At 37.1% G+C, this 23,195-nt stretch carries 18 protein-coding genes; 2 read left to right on the top strand and 16 right to left on the bottom strand.

Translation table 11 applies throughout. From position 1 onward, the window contains the following. Positions 1-18: 18 nt before the first annotated feature. The 3 genes from gltA to EDD66_RS04400 form a co-directional block, all read right to left on the bottom strand. Entirely contained in the window at positions 19-1,404 is a 1,386-nt protein-coding gene (gene gltA, locus EDD66_RS04410; RefSeq protein ID WP_123608347.1) for an NADPH-dependent glutamate synthase, read from the bottom strand. After that, positions 1,405-2,295 (bottom strand): sulfide/dihydroorotate dehydrogenase-like FAD/NAD-binding protein, encoded by an 891-nt coding sequence (locus EDD66_RS04405; RefSeq protein WP_123608346.1) that lies wholly within the window; start codon positions 2,293-2,295, stop codon positions 1,405-1,407. Between the two features lie 144 nt (positions 2,296-2,439). Beyond that, positions 2,440-2,940: a CYTH domain-containing protein gene (locus EDD66_RS04400; protein ID WP_123608345.1), complete on the bottom strand. Its 501-nt coding sequence runs from the start codon at positions 2,938-2,940 to the stop codon at positions 2,440-2,442. 218 nt (positions 2,941-3,158) lie between these two features. Here EDD66_RS04400 and EDD66_RS04395 point away from each other — a divergent pair, with 218 nt between their 5' ends. After that, on the top strand, positions 3,159-3,710 hold the full coding sequence (locus EDD66_RS04395; protein WP_123608344.1) for a phosphatase PAP2 family protein: 552 nt from the start codon (positions 3,159-3,161) through the stop codon (positions 3,708-3,710). Positions 3,711-3,785: 75 nt separating this feature from the next. Here EDD66_RS04395 and EDD66_RS04390 read toward each other — a convergent pair whose 3' ends face one another. The 6 genes from EDD66_RS04390 to EDD66_RS04365 all read right to left on the bottom strand — a co-directional run bounded on the left by EDD66_RS04390 (position 3,786) and on the right by EDD66_RS04365 (position 12,397). Further along, a complete protein-coding gene (locus EDD66_RS04390) occupies positions 3,786-5,663 on the bottom strand; it encodes a DUF4914 family protein (RefSeq protein ID WP_123608343.1) in 1,878 nt (625 codons plus the stop codon). Between the two features lie 317 nt (positions 5,664-5,980). Continuing rightward, positions 5,981-6,346: a DUF2294 domain-containing protein gene (locus tag EDD66_RS04385; protein ID WP_123608342.1), complete on the bottom strand. Its 366-nt coding sequence runs from the start codon at positions 6,344-6,346 to the stop codon at positions 5,981-5,983. Between the two features lie 96 nt (positions 6,347-6,442). Then, positions 6,443-7,156 (bottom strand): HAD family hydrolase, encoded by a 714-nt coding sequence (locus EDD66_RS04380; RefSeq protein WP_170164251.1) that lies wholly within the window; start codon positions 7,154-7,156, stop codon positions 6,443-6,445. A gap of 108 nt (positions 7,157-7,264) precedes the next feature. Then, a complete protein-coding gene (locus tag EDD66_RS04375) occupies positions 7,265-8,170 on the bottom strand; it encodes a DUF362 domain-containing protein (protein ID WP_123608340.1) in 906 nt (301 codons plus the stop codon). 120 nt (positions 8,171-8,290) lie between these two features. Then, entirely contained in the window at positions 8,291-10,144 is a 1,854-nt protein-coding gene (locus tag EDD66_RS04370; protein WP_123608339.1) for a coiled-coil domain-containing protein, read from the bottom strand. Positions 10,145-10,330: 186 nt separating this feature from the next. Then, a complete protein-coding gene (locus tag EDD66_RS04365) occupies positions 10,331-12,397 on the bottom strand; it encodes an efflux RND transporter permease subunit (RefSeq protein WP_207667746.1) in 2,067 nt (688 codons plus the stop codon). Between the two features lie 177 nt (positions 12,398-12,574). Here EDD66_RS04365 and EDD66_RS04360 point away from each other — a divergent pair, with 177 nt between their 5' ends. After that, positions 12,575-13,165 carry a TetR/AcrR family transcriptional regulator gene (locus tag EDD66_RS04360; RefSeq protein WP_123608338.1) on the top strand — a complete coding sequence of 197 codons (591 nt, stop codon included), beginning with the start codon at positions 12,575-12,577 and terminating at the stop codon, positions 13,163-13,165. Positions 13,166-13,210: 45 nt separating this feature from the next. Here EDD66_RS04360 and EDD66_RS04355 read toward each other — a convergent pair whose 3' ends face one another. The 7 genes from EDD66_RS04355 to EDD66_RS04325 form a co-directional block, all read right to left on the bottom strand. Then, positions 13,211-15,055, bottom strand: coding sequence for a heavy metal translocating P-type ATPase (locus EDD66_RS04355; protein WP_123608337.1), 1,845 nt, complete (start codon positions 15,053-15,055; stop codon positions 13,211-13,213). A gap of 18 nt (positions 15,056-15,073) precedes the next feature. After that, positions 15,074-15,295: a cation transporter gene (locus EDD66_RS04350; RefSeq protein WP_123608336.1), complete on the bottom strand. Its 222-nt coding sequence runs from the start codon at positions 15,293-15,295 to the stop codon at positions 15,074-15,076. 62 nt (positions 15,296-15,357) lie between these two features. Then, positions 15,358-15,720: an ArsR/SmtB family transcription factor gene (locus EDD66_RS04345; protein WP_123608335.1), complete on the bottom strand. Its 363-nt coding sequence runs from the start codon at positions 15,718-15,720 to the stop codon at positions 15,358-15,360. Between the two features lie 409 nt (positions 15,721-16,129). Then, a complete protein-coding gene (locus EDD66_RS04340; protein ID WP_123608334.1) occupies positions 16,130-20,026 on the bottom strand; it encodes a DUF5057 domain-containing protein in 3,897 nt (1,298 codons plus the stop codon). Between the two features lie 19 nt (positions 20,027-20,045). Then, entirely contained in the window at positions 20,046-20,552 is a 507-nt protein-coding gene (locus EDD66_RS04335; RefSeq protein ID WP_170164250.1) for a prepilin-type N-terminal cleavage/methylation domain-containing protein, read from the bottom strand. 21 nt (positions 20,553-20,573) lie between these two features. Next, complete coding sequence (locus EDD66_RS04330; RefSeq protein WP_123608332.1) at positions 20,574-21,089, bottom strand: prepilin-type N-terminal cleavage/methylation domain-containing protein; 516 nt, start codon at positions 21,087-21,089, stop codon at positions 20,574-20,576. After that, entirely contained in the window at positions 21,079-23,193 is a 2,115-nt protein-coding gene (locus tag EDD66_RS04325) for a hypothetical protein (protein ID WP_123608331.1), read from the bottom strand. The genes EDD66_RS04330 and EDD66_RS04325 overlap by 11 nt, the downstream gene beginning before the upstream one ends. Positions 23,194-23,195 lie beyond the last annotated feature (2 nt).

Raw genomic sequence — 23,195 nt, 5'->3', positions numbered from 1 at the left:
GATCAGTTATAGAGTATATTATTTATTACTTAAATATTCATCAATACCTTTCGCTGCCGCTTTTCCGGCACCCATTGCCAGGATTACGGTTGCTGCGCCTGTAACTGCATCACCGCCTGCAAATACGCCCTCTTTTGAAGTCATACCATTTTCTTCATCTGCTACGATACATTTCCATCGATTTGTCTCCAGACCTGGAGTAGTTGAAGAAATAAGAGGATTAGGGCTTGTCCCAAGTGACATGATCACTGTATCAACATCCAGTGTAAACTCAGAGCCTTCCACTTCTACCGGTCTTCTTCTGCCAGATTCATCCGGTTCACCAAGAGCCATCTTAATACATCTCATTCCCTTTACCCAGCCGTTTTCATCTACGAGTATTTCTTTTGGATTGGCCAGCAGATCAAAGATGATCCCTTCTTCTTTGGCATGGTGTACTTCTTCCACTCTTGCAGGAAGTTCTTCTTCACTTCTTCTGTAAACAATATGTACTTCTGCACCAAGTCTTAAAGCAGTCCTTGCTGCATCCATTGCCACATTGCCACCACCAATAACTGCAACTTTATTACTTGCAATAAGAGGAGTATCATAATCATCCCTGGAAGCTTTCATAAGATTGCTGCGGGTTAAATATTCATTGGCAGAGAATACTCCATTGGCATTCTCACCTGGAATACCCATAAATTTTGGAAGACCTGCACCTGAACCGATAAATACTGCATCAAATCCTTCTTCTGTAAGAAGTTCCTCAATGGTAGTTGATTTACCAATGACAACATTGGTCTCTATTTTTACACCAAGTGATATTACATTATCTATTTCTGTTTTTACCACTGTATCTTTGGGCAAACGGAATTCCGGAATACCATATACAAGCACTCCGCCCGGTTCATGAAGAGCTTCAAAAATTGTAACATCATAACCCATTTTTGCCAAATCTCCGGCACAGGTTAACCCAGCAGGACCTGAACCAATAACTGCAACTTTTTTCCCATTCTTATTTGGGTTCGCTTCAGGTTTAATTCCATGTTCTCTGGACCAATCAGCAACGAATCTTTCAAGTTTACCAATGGAGACAGGTTCTCCCTTGATCCCGCGGATACATCTTTCTTCACATTGGCTTTCCTGTGGACATACTCTTCCGCAAACCGCTGGAAGTGCAGAGTATTTTCCAATTACTTTAGAAGCCTCTTCAATATTACCCTCTTCCACTTCACGGATAAACCCTGGGATATCAATAGATACCGGACATCCGGCGATACATTTTGCATTCTTACATTTTAAACATCTGCTTGCTTCTTCTCTTGCTTCTTCTATGTTATATCCTAAACAAACTTCTTCAAAGTTTGCAGCTCTGACCTTAGGATCTTGCTCTCTCACAGGTACTTTTTTTAATACGTCCATTTATTCGTCACCTCCACAGCCACAGCCACCATTTTTATGAGTATCGCCTTCCCTTTGTTTCAAGATAGCTCTTCCCTCTTCCGATTTATACATCTGTTGTCTTTTAATAGATTCATCAAAATTGACAAGATGTCCATCAAATTCAGGACCATCCACACAGGCGAATTTTACTTCCCCGCCAACAGTTAAACGACAGGCGCCACACATTCCAGTTCCGTCAACCATAATAGGATTCATACTGACAATCGTAGGAATTCCAAGTTCTTTTGTAAGTAAGCTTACAAATTTCATCATAATAACCGGTCCGATTGCAATGACCAGATTATATTCTTTTCCTTCATTTTGCACAAGGTCTTTAATCTTATCATTTACATTTCCTTTGAAACCATAAGAACCATCATCTGTTGCAACATATACATTTTTTGCATATTCTTTCATTGCATCTTCTAAAATAATAAGATCTTTATTTCTTGCGCCAATAACACAATCTACATCATATCCATTTTCTTTCATCCATTTTACTTGTGGATACACTGGTGCAGTACCTACACCCCCGGCTACAAATAAGATTTTTTTCTTTTGTAATTCTTCCCGGCTTTCCGTACATAATTCTGACTTACATCCCAATGGTCCGGAAAAATCCCTAAAAGAATCTCCTTCATTATATGCAGCCATCTTTTGAGTGGATGAACCAAGCGTTTGAAATACAATCGTAACACTTCCAGCTTCTCTGTCATAATCGCAAATAGTAAGAGGAATTCTCTCACCTTTTTCATCTGTTTTAACAATAACAAACTGTCCTGGATAACAGGATTTTGCAACTTTTGGTGCTTCAATATCCATAAGGATAATGTTATCAGCCAAATATTCTTTTTTAAGTATTTTAAACATTTTTATTCCTCCACTTTTAATTTTATTGCTTTTTATTATAACATCCTTTTTAAATCGGCACAATAGATTTTGTTATATATCTATCATTTTTTTATTATATATATGTGATTTTATTGTGATGTTTAGATAACTTTATTGTGATGTTTAGATATTTTCTCCCAGTTCTTTCATATTTTCCACTGTAGAGAGATAAGTATTTTTAAATCTGTGATCAAAGCTTATCTCTTCTCCAAACCATTCTGGCGGCTTAAATTTGACGGCAATATCAGCACTTGGAAATTCCACTTCTACAAATACAAGACCTTTTAGGCGTTCTTCAAATATATCCAGCTCCGCCTTCAATCCTTCCCCAAGTGGAATGAGATATCTTGTTTTATAGACCATATAGTTGTCTACTTTCTCTTTTAAATGCTCATATCCTTCTTCTGACAGGGGAACTTCAACTTCATTGGACACGCATCCGGTTTGCAATAATTCAGGATCAAGCCCATATTTTGATTTATAAGTAAGAATATATTCCTCATTACTTTTGCGGATTCGTATCGTTGGATCTGAGCAAAGATAGCCCTGCTCGATCTTTTTCCTGGGATAATTATGTAAATTTTCCGGAAGTTGTCTGATTTTGTATTTCTTTTCTATTTCCATATTTGTTTCACCACTTTTATTCCAATTATTGTATAGAAACTATTTCTTTTTTGACTATTTTTTCATACATTTATAAATATACCACAATATTTTAGTGAAGCAAAGAGTAATTTCGCTGAATTTGGTAAGGAAATCTATTTTGGTTTATGTTATAATTATTTAGTAACAAAACTATTTTTTTATTATACTATAAAATAGATATGCAAATGGGAGGGGTCATGTTTTCATTTATTCAAAATATTGATAACCTTATTCTTGATCGTATAAACACTATATTTCATTCCTCTTTCTTAGACGAAATAATGCCTGTAATAACCAGACTTGGCAATAATGGATTCATATGGATCGCAATTGCAGTCATATTCATATTGACAAAAAAATATAGAACAACGGGAATTATTATGTTATGTGCTTTAGGTGTAAGTGCATTGATTGGAAATCTCATATTAAAACCTCTCATAGCCAGAGAGCGGCCTTGTTTTCTTAATACCGATTATAAATTGCTGATTCCCCGTCCCCAGGATTTTTCCTTTCCATCGGGACATACCATGTCTTCTTTCACAGCATCCACGGTCCTTTTTATACGTCATAGAAAATTTGGTATCGCTGCACTGGTTCTGGCAGCAACAATAGCATTTTCGAGACTGTATTTATATGTTCACTATCCTTCTGATATTCTTGCCGGATTATTAATGGGAGCTGCTATCGCAATTTTATGTTCTTATGGATATCAATATAAAATTGAGGATAAAAAGATTATCAAATCATAGACAAAAGCATCACTTTAATAAACAGAAAAAGGAATTGTTACAGGCATATCTTCGTAACAATTCCTTTTTTCATTATTAATATCTCATTGGAATCAATTTTATATAATCTGAAAGTGGTGCATCATTCATAAAACAGTTAATGATTTCTTTTCCCAGAGGATGAAGATCTGCGGTATTAAATTTACTTACCTCTTTTTTAAAGAAATCTATTAAGATCTGTGCACCTTTGTCATATCCATCCGTTCCTACTTCTGACTGCATCTCCGGTTGTAAAAATGCTTTACGGATATAATGGCCTTCTATTTTTAGTGAATCAAGTCCGAACCCTAACAACGGGCAGCGGGCTTCCACTAGATGTTCCGGCTTAAATTTGGCACCGCCGCGTCTTGCGATATATTCTCTTGCAATCCATTGAGGCATAAATCCTACGTCATATGCTCCAATATGTTGGTTCGGAATTAATACATATCTTGTACTGGAGGAATTCACTACCTGGTCTAATAACAGATTCGCCTGTTCAACCATCTTACCGGTGGCAAATGGCCAGTAAGAACCAACACCTTCACTTGTCATACCTTCTGTCGCTGTCACACTTGGATTGTTGTAACCCCTTGGTGCAACCAATCTCCATAACCATGCAAGAGCCGGTGGAAGTATATGGAATAATCCAAGGATTCCATAAGAAGGATTCTCTCTTGTACATGCCGGTGTTCTAACACCAAAACTTCTAACATCAATTTCTACAGGCTCATTTACTATATTAGGTGCCAAACGTCTGGGAAGTATGACTCTTGGATTAGGGCATGGAGTGCCGTCTGAATCCAGAGTATGCTCCCATACAAGGCAAGTTGATTTAGGAACACCCTGAATATTTAAAAATACTAAAGGTTCCTGGGGCTCTATAAATATTTTTTCAAATTGAGGTGCAGTCCCATAATGTTTAATATGATCAAGCCTTAAAAACCAGCCTTGCTCTGCATCCATAACAATTAATTTTTTGCTTTCATTCTGCATTTTTGGATGACATAAGGCCATATCATCTGTGACTGGCCTAAGATCACAGGTGTCTGCTAATTTTATATAATTCTTCTCACCGGTTACCGTATTCTGACCAATGATAATTCTTCCATCCATTTCTCTATGGATATCTTCAAGCATTTCACTTTTGCCGCCGCCGGATGCACCTTCATGCATAATCACTATTTCATTATCATATGGAGTGATTACTTTCACTGTGGATGCATGTACCGTAGTCCAGCCTTCATTTTCACCAATATTAAGTAATACACCATAGATACCTTTCTTGGCACTTGGACCCGGATATAAATTATATGAAAATACTTCATGCATATCTTTTAACCGGTTATGAACCACTATCTGCTTTCCGTCAAAATGAGTATGTCTAAAAGGTGGCGCAAGGAAAACAATTGCTTTTGGAGAGAAGCCATCGGGAATAGATCCTGCCGGTAAAAAGCCTTGAAGATCCGATAATGCACAGGCAAAGAAGGTAGCATTGACCGGAGCGATCAAAAGTGCATCATACCCATACTCTTCTCCACCTGCCATAAAAGGAACAATGATTAATTCCTGTTTCTTTAACCAGTCAAAAGTTTCCTTACGCAATGGTTCAAAATCTTCTTTATATACATCATCATATTTTGGTTTATCCGTATCAAATTCATCTGCTACTAAAAGGCAGTCAGGGTCACGGCGTCTCATATAATCTGTTGGATAATTTACAACAGCACCATTTTTACAACGAGTTACATTTGCCTCTGTTAATCTGCCCATTCCTTCTACATCATAGATGACATCAAAACTATCTTTGTTTTCATTTCCAAAGGAAAGTTCAATTAATTCCTCCCTTGACTTTGGAAAGATCAAACTCTTACTGCTCTTTAAGATGTCTTCTACCTCATTTGATAATTTTAATTTTTTTAAATATTCGTTCATATGCTCCCGGCTGATATAAAAAACTACATCAACCTTCTCCTTTCCTGCTTTCTATTTATCTGGTGACTATCAGTTGTAATGCTCCCGTTTTTAAATGAGAGAGAACATCTGCTATATCCTTGGTAAGTCCAACTAAATTTTATTGAATAATTTATCGTTGAACAACAAAAACCTACTATCCTATATTTTGATAGGATTCATTTTTTATATGCACATTTAAGAATGAAATATGTAATAAAAAAAACCGATATCCTGGAAAATTCAGGATATCGGCTTATATGCAACTTAGCTGGGCTATTTTGCTTTATCTTCCGAAATTATTTTATTTTTAGCATTTCTTCTATATTTCTATCTGTTGTGATAATTATGATCTTCTCACCGGTTTTCGTACTAACATCAGAATGAGTGCTGACTATGGCTACATCAATTATCTCAGTAATCAATGTCTCCAAATATCCTCTCCCACCTTCAAATAGTGAAGTCCGTACTTTTTTAAATAATTCAATTCCTTGAGGATTATCTGTAAGCTTTTGCTCTGAAAGGCTTAAAAACCCAGATAAGCGGACTACAATAAGATCATTAATAATATATGTCCGGATTGTTTTTGGTCCTCTTCCCATATATTCAATCTCAAATTTACTGACTGCCTCAGATATCTTTGCTTCCAACTGGCCTTTGGTCATGAAGTTACCTCCTCTTGGTTGTGTCATTATAACTTATCTAAGGGTGTAAGTCAATATTTTAATTGCTTCCATTTTTACAATACTTCATGTTTTTCATCATAGAATATTGGGAAGGCCCTTCACCAGCTTAATAAGATCTTTAAAATTCCCACTTTTATAATATGAGAAATCAGATTCCCCGTCACTTATCAGACAATCCGTAAGTAAATATGTATCCATTCCAAGTTCTTTCGTACACATATCTTCCTTTACATCATTTCCAACCATCATACACTCATGAGCCTCTTTCCCTATTGTATTTAATATATCCTTATAATAGTTTAAATTCGGTTTACAATAGACTGAATTTTCATAAGTAGTAATTAAATCAAAATCTTCCGGGCTAATTCCTGCCCATTCCATTCTTTGATAAGTTGCAACCTGTGGAAATATTGGATTCGTAGAAAGAATTAATTTATAACCTTTCTCTTTTAATATCTGCACACACTCATTGGCATATGGTGTGGGTGCGGCAGCTTCTTTTGCCAGATTAAATTCATTTTTATAAAATTGTTCGAATTCCGGTTCCAGTTTGCGGACATCTTCTCCAAAGAAAGCTGAGAAAGTATCCCAGAAACGTTCCTCGTTTTTGAGGGTACCATCATTTTCAATCATGGCTCTCGTTCCAGCCCAGATACCTTTTATTAAATCTTCCGGACGAAAGCCAAGAGGTATGCACTTCTGTGCTAAAGCCTGAAAATAAATTTCAACAAATTTATCCTGATCCATAGGTAACAGTGTTCCATCTAAATCAAAAAATATAGTATTCATTCTGTTCATTACTCCTTCAATTAAGATCTTATCCTCGTAAAATCCATTTTATTTTGACGTTCAAACTAGATGTATTTTAACACTTACCATAATAAAATACCATGGATATTATGAAATATTTATATCGATCCCAATTTCTTTACCATAAGCAGCTTTTGAGAAGATTTCCTCTGCTTCCTCCAATGGGATTCCTTTAAACTCCATCTTGGTGGTATCTGTCTCACCAATCTTATCCTTATTTAATTGAAAGAGATAATGAATTGCCTGTGGCTTAAATCCAAGTAATCTTGCACCTATTGTATCTGCAGCTGCCGGATCTGTTGAAGCAATCACAAGTCCATCTGTATTAACTGCAATTCCTTTATTGGGTCCGGTTCCTATCATTGTTTTATCCGCACTAATGATAGCCAGATCAATTGGTATTTTTTTGCCCATGGCAATAATAAATTCATGAAGATCATCATGAATTCCAAGATTTTTCTTAGGAAAACCGTGGATTTCTCCTGGAGGCCACCCCATTGCAACATTCTTGATTGAAGCACTCATCGTTGCCTCTTCATGCTGTTTCAGCTGAGTAAAACTTATCAGAACATCCAGGTTTTCTATAAGATTATTGATCTTTGTCCTGGGTACAAAATTACTTTCCAAATCTATCTCTGTATAAGGTCCATAATTTAGATCAGTAAAATCTACATTTTCCTCCTTAATCACTTTATCATATCCAATGGAATGAAAAATCGTCCTGGTATCACTTCCGGAGCCGGTTGCAATAATAATCTTATCTGGCTCATATCTTTTTACATACCGGATTAATACTTTTAACGTTACCGGTCCAACGACAGTAGCCGTTTCCGGTGTCTTATTCCCAACCCAGTTGGGAGTAATCACCACCACATCCCCTTTGTGGATAATCTGATCTACAGGCAATAAATCAAGGGCTTCAATAATGGATTGTTGTTCTCCACCGCTTTTCGTAATACTTACAATAGGTTCCTTAATCTTTCTTTCTCTCATAATCCGGCTCCTTTCATGCTCTCTCTTATTCTTTGCCAAATTAAGAGAATCCTATACATATTTAAAAAAGAGAACTATAGCGCCACCAGCTATCTGCTGGCGGCGCTATAGTTCCTCTTTTTAATCTTTTTTAAATAAGGCTGTAAATCTGTCCCAAACCGTTTCATCATGTTTTGATTCGTCGTTTCCTTTTGTGGTTTTCACTTCGTTTATTTCAATTCCTTCGCATTTTAAAACAAACTGGACCAGCCCGGTATTTATATTTTTAGGGGAAACAAAGGAGATTTCTTCAAAATCCGATCCCTTGTATTCCTCCGTTAATTTGTTGATTTCCTCTTGTATTTTATCAGGCATTTTTGAAGTTTCTTCTTTGAGTCTGTCTGTCCCGTCATTCAGGTCTAAGACCCCCTCATTCAGATTGCCAACTCCATCGGCAAATTCTGAAACTCCAGAATCAAACTGATTGTATCCATCGGATAATTTTTCCACTCCATTCATGTATTCATTGAGCCCTTTATCAAATTTAGAATACTGATTGGCCAGTTCCATGATTCCTTTTGAGAGTTGCTCCGCCTGTGCCGTAATATCCGTACCGGACGAGGAACTCTCTATCTTAGATAAAATTCCATCCATTGCCTCTGAAATTTTATCAATATTTCCAGTCACATTTTCAATTGCCGGCAGGACAGAGGCGAATGCCTGCTGTACCTGATGATAAGTTGCTTTCACGGTCTGACCTGCACTATAGGAAGAATAAAGCCGGTTTAATAATTGAAGCTGATCCTCACTTGCATCAGGAAATTGTGTTTGTATCATATCCTGTGTAATCACATCCTGGGGGATAGTCTGTATTGCAGTATCCAAAGCTGAGTATGCCGTAGAATACCCGTTTTTCAGTTCATTTAATCCCTGTGAGATTCCTTTCAGGCCCTGGGATAATTCCTTTAGTGCCATGGGAAGTTGTGTGAGATCACCAGGTTCAGTGCCATTGGAACCCGTATTTAAGGAAGAAGATATTGTCCCAAGTGCTTTATTTATTTGAGAAGATCCATTTTTAATCTGAGATGAATTCTTCTTAAGTTCAGAGAGTCCATCCTTAAATTCACCGGAGCCGTTCTTTAATCCATCTGCACCTTTTTTCAGTTCATTCGTCCCATCTGATAATTTTTTCACACCATCATTCAAATCGGATATAGCTTCCGGAAGCTTATTAAAATCTTCCAGCATTCCATCCGTATCCGGAAGTTCTACACTCATGAAAAATGGCATGGCTGATAGTTCAATGCCGCTCATGGTAAAGTTACTTACGTCGGCTTTGACCTGAAAATCCCCATTCTTCTTTGGCATAACAGTAAAAGTAAGTATCGTATTATTTCCCCCATCGGCAATTACAGCACCGGGAGCACTGATATTACTGGTCTTGTCAGAATCCAGTGTCACTGAGATCTGGATCATATAATTTTCAAAAAAGACTGGATCTATCATCCTGTTCTGTCTTGTACTGATATGAATGCCCAACTCTCCTGACTTTCCTGGAAGGTCCTGTGGCAATATCTCTTTACCGTCCAGGTCATAAGTTATTTCAACTATCCATGGTAAATCATGAGCCTTAAGATTCCCCTGATAATAGAAATCTCCTTCTTCTACCTGTAAGGAAAGTGTATCTTCCGTTTGTTTGATTTCCTCACTTTCAGTCAGGTTCTGTACCGATTGATAATCACCGTAATCTGTTACAGTACCCCCTTCTTCTACTTCAAAATGATTGACCACATATAACCCGTTGATGCTGCCATCAGCCTTTAGTTTCCCATATACCACTTCCTTTTTATTTTTAACTTTTGCCGTGTCCTGGTTCGTTGTCTCAGCCGAATTGACCTTCCCGTTGTTTGGGGTTGCATAGGTCGTTCCTGGTGAAGCAGTTACTATCAATAATATGGCAGCCATAACCATAGAAATAATTTTATGCTTTTTCATTTATTTCATTCTTCTCCTTTCATTATTTATTGTATTAGTCAATTGCGAAACTCTAAAACTTTAGTTATTTGTGATTCAAAATACAATTCCGGAGCGAAAGTTAAGCGGAAGGAGCGTTGGAGCGGAGGAATTTGTATTTTTGGTATCACAAATTTAGAATATTTATTAGTTTCGCAATTATCTATTTTATTGTATAGGTGACTGGGAATTTTTTTCTGTGTCCATTGTTGTTCTGGCAATTGCCTTGTCAAAAAGTATCAGCATGGCAGGAAGAAAACATACAACCATAACGAAGGAAAAAATAGTACCTCTCCCAAGTAATAGCCCAATATCTGCCGCCGCTCCATTTGAAGATGTTCTATATAGTGTAAAGCCTGCAATGGACAGTGTGGAGGCTGACACCAGAATTGATTTGAAGGTTTCTCCCAACGACTTATGAATTGCTGCTCTTTTGGTCATCTCCCTTCGGTTTCCCAGATAATGATCAGTAAGTAAAATCGCATAGTCTACCGTTGCGCCTAACTGTACTGTACTTAGCACCAGATAACCTATAAAATTAATCGACGATCCCATAAAATACGGAATGGACAGGTTAAACCATATCCCAGCCTCAATGGTAATAACCAAAATGAACGGCAGTGTCAGTGACTTGAAAGAAAATAGAAGCACCAAAAATATTGATATGATCGCAATTAAATTTACCAGAGTATTATCTTTTTCGATAACATTTTTCATGTCATAGAGGTTCGTACTTTGGCCCATAGAATAAACCGTATCGCCATAATAGGATTTAGCCCTCTTTTGTATTCTTTCTACTGTATCGAATGCCTCGTCTCCTTCTTCAGGCGTATCGGTATAGACGATGATCCTCCCATAATTTTCAGAATAAAAACGTTCCACAATATCATTCGTAAGAAACTGTTCCGGTATAGCCGTGCCTACTGTATTGGCATAGGACATAACACTTGTTACATGAGGAATCTGGCTAATATCCCGTGTTAAATTATCTTCCCTGGCAATATCCCCACGGGGAACAAGTAAAACCATTATAGTTGATTTCCCAAACTCCTTCTCAATTTCATACCGGTCCTGCCCACTTTTACTGCTTGCAGCTGTATTTGCATTTCCATATAGGAATCCTGTCTGTCTCTGCCCCAGGAAACCGGGGACAATCAGTAAAATAACCAGTATGATGATCGGCACGGATAGCTTTGATAAAACTCTGTATACATTTTTAAATCCGGGCATAAACTGGCGGTGACGTGTCTTATCAATAAATTTATAAATACAAAGGGTCAGTGCAGGCATGAAAATCATGGTTGAAATAAAACTTAATATGATTCCTTTCGCCAGATTGAGACCTAAATCAGCTCCGATACCGAACTTCATAAACATCAGGGCAATGAAACCGAATAAGGTGGTAAGAGCGCTGGCCGCCACTGTTACAATAGAAGATTTGATCGCATGATGCATTGCTTCATTAACATCAGGATACTTCTCCCTGTTATGTGCAAAACTATGTAGCAGAAAAATAGCATAATCAAGAGAAACCGCCAGTTGCAGAATAGGACTAATGGAATTTGTCATAAAAGATATCTCACCAAAAAAGATATTGGTACCCATATTGATCAATATTGCTATGCCAATGGTTACAATAAATAACACAGGTTCCATCCATGAAGTCGTTGATAAGATAAGAATCAATATGACTGCCGGGAGCAGGATCAACATTGCACCTGCTACTTCTGAAACTGTACTCTCCTGCATTGCCGCCAGATCCGGAGCTTCTCCTGCAAGAAAATTATCTTCACCGATAAATTTCCGAATGGCTGCACAGGTATTTTTTTCTGTTCCTTTTCGGATCGTTATTGAAAATAATGCATTTTTATTTTTATAAAAATCTTCCACTGTATCCGGATCATTCATTTCCAACGGCTGTTTCATATCAACCATGTCATCCAGCCAGATGACCTGGGTCACTCCATCAATTTCCCCAAGCTGCTGCTTATATTCCAGCGCTTCCATAATGGATACATTTCTGATCATCACATTAGCATTTGGCATCACTTCTGTAAATTCTTCATTCATGATTTTAAGCGCTTTGGTTGATTGGGATTCCTTAGGAAGATAATCAACCATATCATAATTTTTCTTGACAAATGACTGAAGAACGGCACTGACCATAGCGGTCAGAATAAAAATAATAAGTATTCCCTTTTTGTGTTTAATAATGAAATTCGCAATTTTGTCCATCGTTTCCTCCAATTTTTATAACTGTCATTGAAAATCGGTCTTATATGTATTATAATAAACACACTGTAGCTTTACAACCAGCACTGTTGGAGAAAAAGTTAAATATCCAACACTCTCTTTAAAAAGTGATGGGTATTTAGAAAAATTTTATATTTGAAGGGGAAGTGGATACAAATCATGAAAAATGAAAGAACAGACAGGCGTGTCAGATTGACGATCCAGCTTTTACAGAATTCCTTAATCGAGTGTATGCTGAAAAAACATATTTCAAAAATATCGGTGAAACTTATTTGTGAAAAAGCGGATATCAACCGGAGTACTTTTTATTCCCACTTTCAGGATCAGTACGATCTGCTGGAATACATCTGTAACGAGGTGATCAGGAATATAAAGAAGCATATGGACATAGAACCTTTCGACGAAAAAAAGCCAATATCATATCAGTCTTTGACCTGCATTCTGGATTATGCCCAAAAAAATGCGGATCTTTTTACTGCTTTGCTTAGTGAGAATTGCAATCTTGACATTCAAAAAAAGATCATGAAAGAAGTAATAACATATCAGCCATTTGACGGGTATGACTTAAGGACTAAAGAGTATTATTCTGCCTTTGGGCTGGCTGGATGTGTCAGCATGCTGCAGATATGGCTTAAAGATGGTATGCCTGAACCACCTGCAAAAATGGCGGAGATCATTTTACAGGCCATTGATAAAGGAATCACCGCTCAGACACACATAAAAAAAGCCGGAGCTGCTGCAAAAATGTAAGTATCTTTTATAAGAAGAAACTTTATTTTACAACAACTCCAGCCCTTATATATTTTTTATATTTAAAGCTCTAAAAGCATTTAGTATAGCAATTACAGCAACTCCTACATCTGCAAAAACTGCTGCCCACATACTTGCATATCCCATAGCGCTAAGTGCAAGTATTAACGCTTTTACTCCAATTGCAAATATAATATTCTGATTTGCAATGATCTTAGTTTTTTTAGATATTTTGATAGCCGCAGCTATTTTGGATGGTTCATCTGTCATGATAACAATATCTGCTGCTTCGATGGCTGCATCAGACCCTAGCCCTCCCATTGCAATGCCAATATCTGCTCTTGCCAATACAGGTGCATCATTAATACCATCACCAACGAAACATAATTTACCATTTATTGATTTTTCTTTCATGATCTCTTCCAGCTTATCAACTTTGTCACCTGGAAGAAGTTCTGTATAAGCTCTGTCAAGTCCCAGTTCTCTTGCAACTTTTTCACCAACATTCCTGGAATCACCTGTCAGCATAACGGTTTGTTTTATATCGGCTGCCTTAAGTCCATGGATTGCTTCGGCCGCATCTTCCTTAATCTCATCCGCTATTAAAATATATCCTCCATAGATATTATCTACAGCTACATGGACTACCGTTCCTGCAATTTCTTCATTATTGTAGGGAATATTCATTTTCTCCATAAGCTTCCCATTCCCAGCCATTACAACTTTGCCATCCACAGTTGCAATAACACCGTGTCCTGCAACCTCTTCCACACCTGAGATTCTTTCATTATTTATCTCTTCCTGGTAGAAGCGCTTTAAGGAAGAAGAGATTGGATGGCTTGAATAACTTTCTGCATATACTGCAAATTCAAGCAATTCTTCCTTGGAAATTCCTACTTCATGAATTTCCTGAACATTAAATACACCTTTCGTTAAGGTACCTGTTTTATCGAATACTACAATTTCAGTACTTGCCAGTGCCTCAAGATAATTGCTGCCTTTTACAAGAATACCTTTTTTCGATGCCCCGCCGATTCCCCCAAAGAAACTTAATGGGATAGAGATAACTAAAGCACATGGACAGGATACAACCAAAAAGGATAATGCTCTATAGATCCAATCACTAAATGTTGCTCCCTCAATAACAAGAGGTGGAACGATTGCTAAGATTGCAGCAATGATTACAACAATTGGAGTATAAAATCTTGCAAATTTAGTGATAAACTGTTCTGATTTTGATTTTTTACTGCTTGCATTTTCCACCAGATCAAGTATCTTACTGACGGTTGATTCACTATATTCTTTGGTAACTTCTGCAGTGACCAGACCGTTAATATTAATACAGCCGCTTAATATATTACTTCCGGGATATACTTCCCTGGGAACAGATTCTCCAGTAAGTGCTATGGTATCAATCATGGAATTTCCTTCTAATACAATACCATCCAGAGGAATTCTCTCTCCTGCCTTAATCACAATAATATCTCCGATTTTTACATCATCCGGGTCTAGTGTAACTATTTCCTCTCCTCTTTTTACATTGGCGTAATCAGGTCTGATATCCATCAGATTGGAGATGGATTTTCTGGATTGGTTCACTGCGTAATCCTGGAACAGCTCTCCCACCTGATAGAAAAGCATAACTGCAACTCCCTCCGGAAATTCACCAACGAAGAAAGCACCAATGGATGCAATACTCATTAGAAAGTTTTCATCAAAAACATTACCCCGAAATATATTACGAATTGCTTTGTATACTACGTCACCACCAACAATAATATAACTAATCAAAAAAGCCGCTAATCGTAACCATTCATTCTCTATATGAAATATCACAGACAGAGCAAATAAAATACCGCCTAATAGAATTCGCCTCAAACGTTTCTTCATACAATCGCCCGCCCCTCATTATGCTTTCTTCATTACTACATCTGGTTCAATTTTCTTTATGATCTTCTCAGCTGCAGCAATGATATCGGGTATCTTCTCGTCTTCCCCTTCAATAACCATCTTAGTCGTCATAAAATTGACGGTAGTACTTGTAACTCCATCTAATTTGCCAACTTCTCTTTCTATTTTAGAAGCGCAATTCCCACAACATAATCCATCCAATCGAAATGATTTCTTCATACAATATTCCTCCAATATTTTTAATATTTCATTTTTATTACTCTTTTTATATTATAAAGTTTTTATTCCCGTATGTGCTCCAGGCCTTTTTCAAATATTGCTTTTACATGGTCGTCTGTCAGTGAATAAAAGACTACTTTTCCTTCTTTTCTATTCTTTACCAGGTTGGCTTGCTTTAAGGAACGAAGCTGATGTGAGATGGCTGATTTGGTCATATTAAGAAGTACTGCCAGATCACAGACACACATTTCACTTTCATCCAGCGCCCACATGATTTTGATTCTCGTACTATCACCAAATACTTTAAAGAAATCGGATAAATCATATAATTCATCTTCTTCCGGCATCTTCTTTTTCACTTGTTCTACTAAATCTGCATGTATTACTTCACAATCACAAATTACATCTTCTTTTTCTTTGCCCATATTTTTGTACCTATCCTTTCCTTTGATCTTTCTTTTTCCTGCTTCCCCTTTGTCAGATAAAAATCAATCACATTAGAGAAACATATCTTAAATAGATATTCTTAATTGAAACAGTTGAACAACTATTCAACTTATGCTTTTATTATAGTTGAGTGGACATTCAACTGTCAAGTGCTTTTTTATGTATTTTTTACCTTTTTTATAGTTTTTAATTTTTTAAAAACAAGGTATGGTAAACATCCCTAACGTGTAAAGGGTGCCTCACAATTTAGTGGGATACCTCCATGATTATTCCATGAAAAAAACACCGATTACTCGGTGTTTTTTTACTCTGATTTTTATCTATTATGATATTTCCTAAATCATTACAGTTCAGTCTAAGCTCGTTTTCCCTTTACTACATCTCAAATCAATATAGGTTAAATAATACTCTTTCTTTTAGCTTTAGCTCTTCATCTCCGTAAAATCCACCTTTATTCTCAATATAAAACTCTATGGTTCTTAAGTTTACATCAGAGAACAAACTTCGTTTATAACGGGCAGTATATGTGTTACCATTCTCAAGCTTTAACAGCCTCTTTCCATCTTTACTTGTGAATATCTGATTCATTTTATTGCCGAACTTATCATATATCTCCAACTCAGAACTATCTTTGATATTTACTTTAACACCCAGTTCCTGACTGGATAAGTTGAAATCCCAAGGTATGAATTCGATCTCCAGATATTCATTTTCTCCATATTCTTCCCCAGGAATGAAGATACATTCTTCCTCATTCACAATCTCTATCATAGGCTCTTCTATACTTGCCCGGTAAGCTGCAATCATAGTATTCACGAAAAGTTTTACTTCCATGATACTACCCCCGACCTTGGAGTGGCCTACTCCCGAATAAGTAATATTGCCCTTGTTATAGATGTAGTAATTATTAGCGGCATCGTTTGGAGACTTCCCATATACATCGTTAAGACCTTTGCCCAGGCAATACCATACTACAATACCAGGATCATCCAGGTTCAATTGAAAATATTGTCCATGGGTATTGGCTACCGGAATTGTATCGTCAATGGCATATGGATACTGGGTAATCTGCCCGCTATTTAACTTAGTTACTGTAGTTGTTTCAAGAGCATTATCCGTTGGGGTCAGATCTTTATATGTGAGCTTCTGTCCATTATCAGCCATTCTTATTAAAGAATAGTAAGTATACCCATGTTTTTGGGAATACCGGGCTCCACTTGGAGATATGGCCAAATCATTATAATCTTTTAAAACCTTCCCAGGGTTTCTAATGCCAAAACGATCCATTCCCAGAATATCCCTGAAGTCCCTATTAAAATAATATCCGTAAGAACCGGACTGATTCGAAGCATTATTAAAAGAAGTAATATCATGAGTAAATAAAACGCTCTTTCCCTTTTCTATAAAGTACTGGATATTATTCCTTGCAGATTCATTTGTAATCGGCCCATAGGTATCATTGAATCCTAAAATGAGCATATTATATTCTTTTAATTGATCTGTATTCTTTTTGGTTTCTTCCGTTGAAGTATTAAAATATTTAGATCCTGCATACCGTCCCTGAAAATCCGCTATAGTTACCGTTTCAAATTTTACAACAAAATCATTTAAATTTTTGGTATAGGTTTCAAAAACAGCATTCCCCGCCAGGCTCAAGGTAGAGCTGTTTGTTTGATTCACCTGCAGTACTTTGATTCTTTCTTTGTCTGAATCTGTTCTTTTCACAGCCGATGTTCCTGATACTTCATCCCTATTATTGGGATTACCGGTATCTACAATCTGTAACTTCCAGGGAATGACGCCAAAGTAATCTCTCGCCAATCTTTTTGTAAAATTATGTGATACATTGGGAGTCATCCCCCTTTGTATCATATTAAGTTCTGTCTCCTCATCAAATCTGCCATCCGAGTTGGCATCAATAAAGAGCTTCACATCAAATCTCTTAGAATCATCCTCGTCCAGAATCGTATATTTAAAATTAAGATTCCTATAATTAATATTCTCACTATTAATATAATTACTATCAGCTATCTTACCATCACTGGAGGTACCTACATATGCCTTAGGTGAAGAATCAATCTGTAAAATCGGTTTGCTCCAGACTACACCTGTGGCTGGAGTATTACTTGGAAGATTCTCTGCATTCATCACATTCACCTTAGACTTTTTATTCCGGATCAGAGAATATATATTAGAAGTTTTATCAACCACAAGGTCCGTAAGGTCTGTTCCGGTGTTATATAACATTGGTTCCACCAGTACCGGATATCCCGCCTCAATGAATTCTTCCAGATGTTTCATTTTACTCTTTGTAATATCATTCCCGGGCATTCTTGCAGTTCTGTTTTCATAAGGCTCCGTTTTTGGAAGAATCTCAGTGATCCAATTCACTCCATGGCGGTCTCCGGTGATCTTATCTCCTACATGTAGATATATCTTTCCATCAAGATTATTATCATTATAATCAGGTAATTTTAAGTTCTGGGGCCAACTTTTATTATCGGAAGAAACTCTGCTCCTGGTGTTATACTCTCCATAATTCATTCCCATATATATCATATCATAGGTACTATTAAGATCTTCTATTTTACCCACAAACTCTGCTGAAGTCATAGATACGATATCGATCTTTCCAATACACCTTGGAAACATAGTCCGAACCGTAAAAGGAGTAAGCCCGAAATCCTTCGTAGGTTGAAGTTCCAGTACCTTCATATCTCTATTGCGTATTGGCTCTTTATTCTGTGGTCCTAAAATATATCTGACTGCATGGGCAGGTGTGGAAGTAAGTCCTTTTTTACTTATATAATCCCTGAATTCTTCTGTGAATTTTGTTGCTGCTATGGTATTACTTGCAAAATTCTGAGACAAACTATTGTCTCCATTATAGGAATAGATCCTGCCGGACACACTAACATTATCTCCCATGTTAGGATTTAATTGATACTTATCCCATAACTCATTCCAATGGGTGTCCCATGCAAGGCTTCCATCTTTTTGTGAAAACATAAAAGTGGATTGGGTCCAGTACTGCTTTGCGTTGCTGTTTGGCTGGATTGTATAAGACCCATCTTGTATTAATGGAGTCCCCTGGCTTTCATTTAGGAATAAATTATAAAAAAGGACCGGATTCATGGTTCTGGACATCAATGCCAGCTTATATACATTGTTCCTGTTACCTTTTTGTGCAGCGTTTCCATTACCGGTAATCTTTCCATCATAGTTAATCTGGTAAGATATCACTCCTGACCTTGATGTGGAAGCAGGAGGGTTGGTATAAACGCCCCAATCAAATATCATGCCGGCATAATCTTCTGCAATATTTACTTTTTTAAAGATTCTGACGACCGCAGCCCAACTCAGGTCATTACCGGAAAAATCTGTACTATGGTTCCCTTGATAGGATTTTCCTGCTAAATTATACTTTCCCCATACCTCAGGTAACCCTGCAATATGGGATTTGGGGCTGATTGAGATCAAATCTGCCCGATCGATCCAATCCAGTTGATTATTCAAATCTTTTGGCTCTACCGTTTTTACCATAATCTCATAATTTGGAATCTGCTTCTCCGGTACTTCCAATACTTCTTTTAAAAATTGATGTTTATGATCATAGGTATAGGCATATCCTTGTTTATACTGATTATCCGTTCTATACATATAGACTTTTTCACCAATGGCAGTAAGTTTTCTTTTTTTCTCTACTACACTGATATTTTTCTTGAAAATTGTCTTCCATATGATATTACCTTGATTCTCACCGACCTTAATATAATCAATTTCACCTGTAGCACTGTTTACAGCTTCTCGAAATACCCCTTTATTATCTGCAACCTTCTCATAATAGCCATAAAGTGTCACATTTTCATTCACAGCAGTCCAACTGGACGGGATTCCTTTTTCATCAGGGAATTGTTTTCTTACTCCCCATTCAGCTGTAGATGCCAATGCTGCCGTAACTGTTGTCATATCTCCTGAATATCTTACTTTTTCCATATCCACAGGTTCACAGCCTTCTATCAGATATCCAATCTCTGCATATCCCTCATAAGGAACAATCTCAAGTATTACAAATGGGTTCTGTTTCGTTCCTTTTTCCCCTGTTTCCCCGGGGATAATATCATTTACAGCCTCTCCATGAGTAATTACGGCAGCCTGTACCCAGGTAATGATCTGAGGCATGGTAAAGAGAAATGCAGCAAATATGATACATCCAATGGATAATTTAATTCCTTTATGGGATACTATCCTTCTTTTCTTATTCTTACCGTTATTTTTCTTCATCTCATACACCTCATTCCATTTATGGTACCGGTTTAATCTGATTCCTAAGTGTGATTAACTGATCTTTTATCTCATACATATTCCGTCCATTCTTAAGACTTAAGGATATCTTTATCTGACTGTTATCATCATCATCCCCTGTGTCAGTCACCTGAAAAGAGGTCACATATCTGCCTAAAAGTTCTGTATTTCCTATCTTGTCTCCACCAATATAATATTTCTCAAAGTTTAGCTGTTGATTTAGTGAATCTAATATGATCAGATATTTATAATCCTCATGATACAAGGTCAGGATTCCACTTGGGTCATATTTTACATTATAGGCTTCTATAATAAGATCCGACATCTGGTTCAGCATCATCTGGGCTTCTGTCTGGAGGGACACTTCTGCACTGGCATTTCTATAATTCCTGGTACTATAATTAATAATATAGACCAAGGATAGCATAACAAGTGCGGATATAGAGATGGACACTAATAATTCAATAAGGGTAAATCCTGTATGATCTTTTTCTATTCTCCTCAAAAGTCCCCCTCCTTTCACCTGCTAACTCACATAATGCCTGCCTGTCGCTTTGATACAATATATTGTTGAACTTTTTCCACCATATTCAAATCGTATGGTATCATAATCCGATGAAAATGCTCCTGAACTTCTCTCAAATCCAATTACAATACTATTATCGGTTCCCAATAGTTCCTCGGTTCCGCTGGCACCAATATAATATACAGACATCCTGCCGCCAATTTTCTTCCCGGAATCTGAATCTAATCCAGCCAATGACGGATCACTTTTATCAGATACTTTTATATATATAGAATTATCATAAGTATATAGGTGAAGATATTGTTTCGTACTCTTAGTCATTGTCTCTAAACGAAGCTTATCCATAGTAGAATCCACAATTTTCGCTGCCTTTGTCGTATCTGCAAAAGTAATACGGCTTGCCATTGCCACGGCACCTGTTGTGATTATCGTAAGGATAGCTAATGTAATGATCAACTCAATCAGCGTATATCCTTTATTATTACGGTCCATGTCCCTGCACCTCTTAGTCTTCATTCATCTTCCATCTTTCATAGCCAATTAAATCAGAAACAATAATTCTGTCACCACTGATAGATCCACCTGTTCCTCCCACACTGCTTACTGTTACATTTCTTAAATAAGAATTCAATTCTGTATTTTTATTAAGGATATGATTTACGATACTGCCGGAAGCAGTCACACTTGATTCATTTGTGAGAATGACTTTCCCGCCGGCAAGAATCAATCCTGTATAATCACCATTGACGGTAACATCTCCCGTTGCAATAATGATTCCCTTTGTTCCTGGAATAGTGTTATAGTTTCCATCAACCACATATCCCTTATATCCATCCACATTATATACCTTGTTCATTCCTGCCGTGATAAGAGAATCATTTACAAGGGACCTATATACAGAGTTCGTATCTAAGGCTCCTCCTCTGGATATCTCAGATAATTCTTCGGATAATACTTTATATCTGCTCTTGAAATTTGCGGTCATAGAATTCAATGAAGTGCCATCCGGAGCAGTAGTACTTTCTTCAAGCCCTACACCATCCACATCTGTATAACTAAGCAGATGTCCCGGTGAGAGAATCATGGAAGAAGCAGTATTAAGAGTAAGGCTGTTGGCAAAACTCTTTATTCTTGCTTCCATATTGCTTTCTGTCAGGGAACGCTGGCTTTCATAATAATATTTTAAATATTCATTGGCCTTACCCGGGCTGTCAAATGTGAGGAAGAAAAATACTTCCTGTCTCGTTCCATTATTATAAAATATCTCCGTATATCCGTTGGCATAGTTTCTTATCTCTGAAGTTAAACTGACCATTGGCGTTCCTGCCGGTAATCCATCCGTATTATTCCTTCTCTTCTCATATAATTCAAAAGATACCGGGTTACTGACCTGCTTGGGATCGATTCCTGTATAACTGGTATCTCTCCACAGACACTCAGTAGGAACTAAGTAGGCATATTGATTTCCCTTAACTGCCAGTGATTCTCCTGTCTGAATCTCACCCTGTTCCGTAGCATTATATTGATTCCCGCTGGTCTTTGGGTCAAGATAGGCCCTCCCGGCAATTAACAGGCGTGAAAGACCTGACAGGTCTAAGGTTGATTTCAAACCATTAATGATAACTGCACTGCTGTTATTGGGATTTAATTCATTCCCATATCCATAATATTCGCCCTTTACTGTGACCTGGCTTTTCCTTGCATTCAGTAAAAGATCATTCTCTATAAAGCAGTTTCCTTCAATATCTATCGTTGTTTTTGCCTCTGTATCAGGACTGGTTCCTGCTGTAATAAGATTCTTTGCCCATATATTAGGATTATCCTGTATTTGTAATTTACTTCTGTCAAGAACCTCAATATTTCCCCTTGTAATAATATTACTTCCCTGGCTCATATTAAGGAAAGAAGCATTCTCCAATCTGATACCTTCCGCTCCTGCGTATGTATTTCCCTGTATATTAACGTTGTTTGCCGTAAGAAGTGTAATGCTTTTATCGGCAATCAGACCATAATCTGCATATACATTGGTTCCCCTCGTTGCCGCCTGAATATCCATACCTGGAACGGATATCTTAATGTCTGTAGACAAAGTAGTCTTATAATCTTTTGCATCTACATAACTTATATGAACGTTCTTTATTGTAATATACTTTGGTCTGCCCGCATTCGTTCCATCAATGATTAATTGATTCTCATCAAGGTCTGTATCCGTTATCAGCATCGCTTCCGGATTCTTTATATATGCCGCTAATTTACTGATATCATAATAGTTAAGAATAATACCATTTCCTAATGTCTTTGCAATTTCTTCCGTAAATGTTTCAGAGAACAGGCTTTCTTTATCCACAGAATCATCAAGATACTTTTCCATAACTTTATTATAAGCCACTTCCATAGCTTTTGCCGTCACTTCTTCAACACCGGCACGTATCTCTGAAAGTGCAATCTCTGCACTGTAGAAATTGGACTTTGACCTCTGATTGATTGCCTTCATCTGAATGTTATTCACTGTAGTAATCAATAGAAGAGAGGATATGATACTTATGAATCCAACGCATACAATAACAATGATCATAGTAGACCCGGAATTGTTCATGATATTGCTTTTCCTATTCTTCATGG

Source organism: Mobilisporobacter senegalensis, assembly GCF_003752155.1.
Lineage (GTDB): Bacteria > Bacillota > Clostridia > Lachnospirales > Lachnospiraceae > Mobilisporobacter > Mobilisporobacter senegalensis.
Note: the sequence above shows the minus strand (reverse complement) of the source record. Positions and strands in the feature narration are given on the sequence as shown.